This is a genomic window from Protofrankia sp. CiP1_Cm_nod4 (assembly GCF_982290645.1).
In genome coordinates, this window is the sequence record NZ_CEVIVC010000018.1 from 28,175 (window position 1) to 31,832 (window position 3,658).

Consider the following 3,658-nt stretch of genomic DNA (forward strand, 5'->3'; position numbering starts at 1 on the left):
CCGCGTCGTGAACGCCCGGCAGAACGGTGAGAAGAGCGAACGGATCCGACCCGGTGGCTGCGGTCATTGTCCGTACGCTACCGGGTCACCTCCGGACGGACATCCGGTCGCGTACGGGCCCGCGGCCGGCCCGCCGCAGGCCGGCAGCCCGCGGCCGGTCCGGGCAAGGGGGCGGATGGGAAAGATCCTCGTTCGGTCGTCACGCCCACCGACGTCCATCAGGCCCGGTCGCGACGGCCCGAACCGGCCGGGTACGGGCATCACAACATATCCGGGCCGCGCGCCGACGCCGGACGCGGCAGACTGCGCAGAGAACGCCTCAGCAACGAACGCTTCAGCAGCCCGGAGGCGGTACCGGTCCCGGATGTCGCAGAACCGGGGAACAGCGGATCACAGGGAGGCCCACAGCCGTCTCGGACATTCCGCAACCGCGCTTGACGACCATGGATGAACGGTGGATGTGTTGAGCTGTTGCCATCGGGCACCATGTGGTGACCTGGACGCTGTCAGGCGGCCCGTGACGCTGTGCCCAGCGTCAGGCGGTAGCCACGTCCATGCCGGTGGAGGACAGCCCGTGCCCAGAAGGAGGATCAACGGTGCCGACCCCTACACACGACCGCTCAGCCGGTCGGGAGGCGACGCTCGGCGAGCTCGTCGCCGTCGCGACACGGGACATATCACTACTCGTCCGGCAGGAGATCGATCTGGCGAAGGCGGAGCTGTCGAAACAGGCCGTGTCCGCCGGGCTCGGCGCCGGGCTCCTGGCCGGCGCGGCCGGCCTCGGGTTCGGCGCGCTGATCGCGATCACGATCGGGCTCGGTGAGCTGTTCACCTGGGCCGGCGTGGAGCGGTTCTGGTCGTACTTCCTCACGGCCCTGCTCTTTGTGCTCGTCGCATCCCTGCTGGCCCTGCTCGCGGCCACCCGGCTGAAGAAACTGTCGCCCCCGGAGCGCACGTTGCAGACGGTCAGGGACGATATCGCCTGGCTGAAGCACCCGACGGCGATCGTCGGGTCCAGCGTGAACCATGCCGGCGCGCACCGTTCCGACGGGAATCCGCTCAGCCACCGGGAGGACACCGTCCCCGTCCGCTGAACCGCTCGTCGAGCCGGCTCGTCAGTTGAGCCAGTGAGTCGGCTCGTCAGAGACGGACCGGTCGCGGGCGAGCTGGCCGCAGGTGGGCCGGCCGGCCGAACCGGTCCGCTGACGCGCTCCGGCGGACGCCCCGGGCCCACCTGGCACGGCGGACATGCCGTCCCGAACCGGCTGTCTGTCATGCTGACGTGTGATGGAGGCTGCCGTTCCCGAGCCCGGCGTCGTCCTTGTGGATGGCCCGTGGCATCACCGTGACGTGTCCGCGAACGGCACCCGGCTGCACGTGGCCGAGCTTGGCGAGGGCCCGCTGGTGCTGCTGCTGCACGGGTTCCCCCAGTTCTGGTGGGGCTGGCGCCATCAGCTCACCGGGATCGCCGCTGCCGGCTACCGGGTGGTCGCCGCCGACCTGCGCGGCTACGGGGCCAGCGACAAGCCCCCCCGTGGCTATGACGCCTTCACCCTGTCCGACGACGTCACCGGGCTGGTACGGGCCCTCGGCGAACGGGATGCTGTGATCGTCGGGCACGACTGGGGCGGCCTGGCCGGATGGACGACCGCGGCGCTGTGCCCCCGTCTCGTGCGCGGGCTGGTGGTGCTCTCCATGCCGCATCCGCTGCGGACCCGGCACGAGATGCTGGCGAACCTGCGCGGGCAGGGTGCCGCCGGCCGGCATCTGATCACCTTCCAGCTGCCGTGGCGCCCGGAGCGGGTACTGGTCGCCGACGACGCGGCCTATGTCGGTGAGGTGCTGCGGGCGTGGGGCGGCCCGGGCTATCCCGACGCCGAGACGGAGGCCCGCTATCGCGAGGCGATCCGGATTCCCGGGGTCGCGCACAGCTCGCTGGAGTACCACCGTTGGGTCTTCCGGTCGTTGTTCCGGCCGGACGGGGCCCGTTTCGCCGCCGCGTTGCGCCAGCCGGTGTCCGCCCCCACCCTGCAGCTGCACGGGCGCCTCGACAGGTTCATGCTCCCGTCCACCGCGCAGGGCTCAGGGCGCTACGTCAGCGGCCCCTACGAGTGGAAGCTGCTGGACGGGGTCGGCCACTTCCTCCCGGAGGAGGCCCCGGACGTCGTCACCAAGGAGATCCTCTCCTGGCTGGCGCGGTGAGGCCACCCCGTCCGGCCGCGGCTCCCGTCCGGTCACAGATCCTGGCCGGCTGCGGCTCCCGGCCAGTCGCGGCTCCCGGTCAGTCGCAGCCTCGGGTACTGACGGCGTTGGTCGTGGTCTGACCGGCGGCGGCCAGGTCGTCCACCTCGGCGCTGGTCAGCACGTACCCGGTGTCCGAGTCGTTCGTGGCGGCGGCGAACACCACGCCGTAGACGGCGCCCTGCTCGGACAGCAGCGGCCCACCGGAGTTGCCCGGCAGCACCTGCCCACGGACGGCGTATATGTCACGGAGCACCGTGCCCTGGGAGTAGATGTTCGGGGCCCTGGCGGTCTGGCGGTTGCGGATACGGGCCGGCGCGGTCGTGTACGGGCCGTCCTGGGGGTATCCGGCGACGATCGCGTCGTCTCCCGCACGGCCGGGCGGGTTGTTCTGGAAGGGCAGCGGCGTCCGGCGCAGGCCGGGCACGTAGAGGACGGCGATGTCGGTGTCGGGGTCGAACAGCACGACCCTGGCCGGCAGGGTGCTGTTGCCCACCTCGACCTGGGGCCGGGTCACCCCGGCGACGACGTGGGCGTTCGTCATCACCCGTTCCGTCGCGTAGACGAAGCCGGTGCCTTCGACCCGCTTGGAGCACGATGGCGCGATCCCGCGGATCTTCAGGATGCTGTTCGCCGCGGCCTGCACGGCCGGGGTGTTCTCGGCGGTGGTGTCGGGTGGTTCGACCGGCACGATCTGCCCTCCGCCGAGACCGGAGAAGACCTCGGGGAAGCCGTTCTGGTCGACGAGCCTGCGCAGGTCGGCGAAGGCGTCGCGCACGGCGTTCGGCATGGCCGCGTCGACGGTCCGCAGGACCTCGGAGCGGCGGACGTGCTCGGCGAGGGTGGTGAACGGGGACCGGTCGACCGCCGTTGCCAGCAGCCACGCCACGAGCAGCACCGAGATACCGGAGAGCACCGCGCCAGCCACCGAGTCGACGGTCTGGCCCGGCCGCCAGGTGAGCCGGTCGCGTAGGGCCGCCCCGAGCGCCGTGGCGGCGATCTGCCCGATCAGGGCGAGGCCGAGGACGACGAGGATGCCGATGAGGGGGCCCTGCGACTCCGCGTTGATCATATCCGCGAACGGTGTCGCTATGTGCGCGCCGAGGACGCCGCCGCCGAGGAACCCGATGAAGGACAGCGCTCCGACCACGAAGCCCTGCCGGTAGCCGGACACGGCAAAAACGATCACAGCGATGACCAGGACGAGGTCAAGGATGTCGAACACCTTCGGCTGCCCGGTATCCGCTAGCCGACCGTCAGCGTGCCGTGCATGTTCGGATGGATCGTGCAGAGGAACGAGTAACTGCCCGGTTTGTCGATGGTGAACGTGACCGACTGTGATGTGCCTGCCGAAGTGACGCTGGTGCGGGCCTCGGGGATCTCCGGGATCACGAAGTTGTGCGGGGCGGAGCCCGCC

Annotated in this window: 4 protein-coding genes; 2 read left to right on the forward strand and 2 right to left on the reverse strand. The window is 70.9% G+C overall.

All coding sequences use genetic code 11. The annotated features are described in order from the left end of the window. Positions 1-596: 596 nt before the first annotated feature. Positions 597-1,094: a phage holin family protein gene (locus AC5LSR_RS05965; protein WP_250286070.1), complete on the forward strand. Its 498-nt coding sequence runs from the start codon at positions 597-599 to the stop codon at positions 1,092-1,094. A gap of 193 nt (positions 1,095-1,287) precedes the next feature. Then, positions 1,288-2,202 carry an alpha/beta fold hydrolase gene (locus tag AC5LSR_RS05970; protein WP_250286075.1) on the forward strand — a complete coding sequence of 305 codons (915 nt, stop codon included), beginning with the start codon at positions 1,288-1,290 and terminating at the stop codon, positions 2,200-2,202. A 79-nt stretch (positions 2,203-2,281) separates the two neighbouring features. On the opposite strand, the gene AC5LSR_RS05975 is transcribed toward AC5LSR_RS05970, so the two are convergent. Further along, on the reverse strand, positions 2,282-3,466 hold the full coding sequence (locus AC5LSR_RS05975; protein WP_250286069.1) for a MarP family serine protease: 1,185 nt from the start codon (positions 3,464-3,466) through the stop codon (positions 2,282-2,284). Positions 3,467-3,486: 20 nt separating this feature from the next. Continuing rightward, positions 3,487-3,658 (reverse strand): cupredoxin domain-containing protein (locus AC5LSR_RS05980; protein WP_493468237.1); only part of this gene is annotated, 172 nt, incomplete at its 5' end.

Bases quoted from the DNA above. Each gene is read 5' to 3' on its own strand.
- AC5LSR_RS05970 (WP_250286075.1), top strand. From the start codon at position 1,288: ATGGAGGCTGCCGTTCCCGAGCCCGGCGTCGTCCTTGTGGATGGCCCG.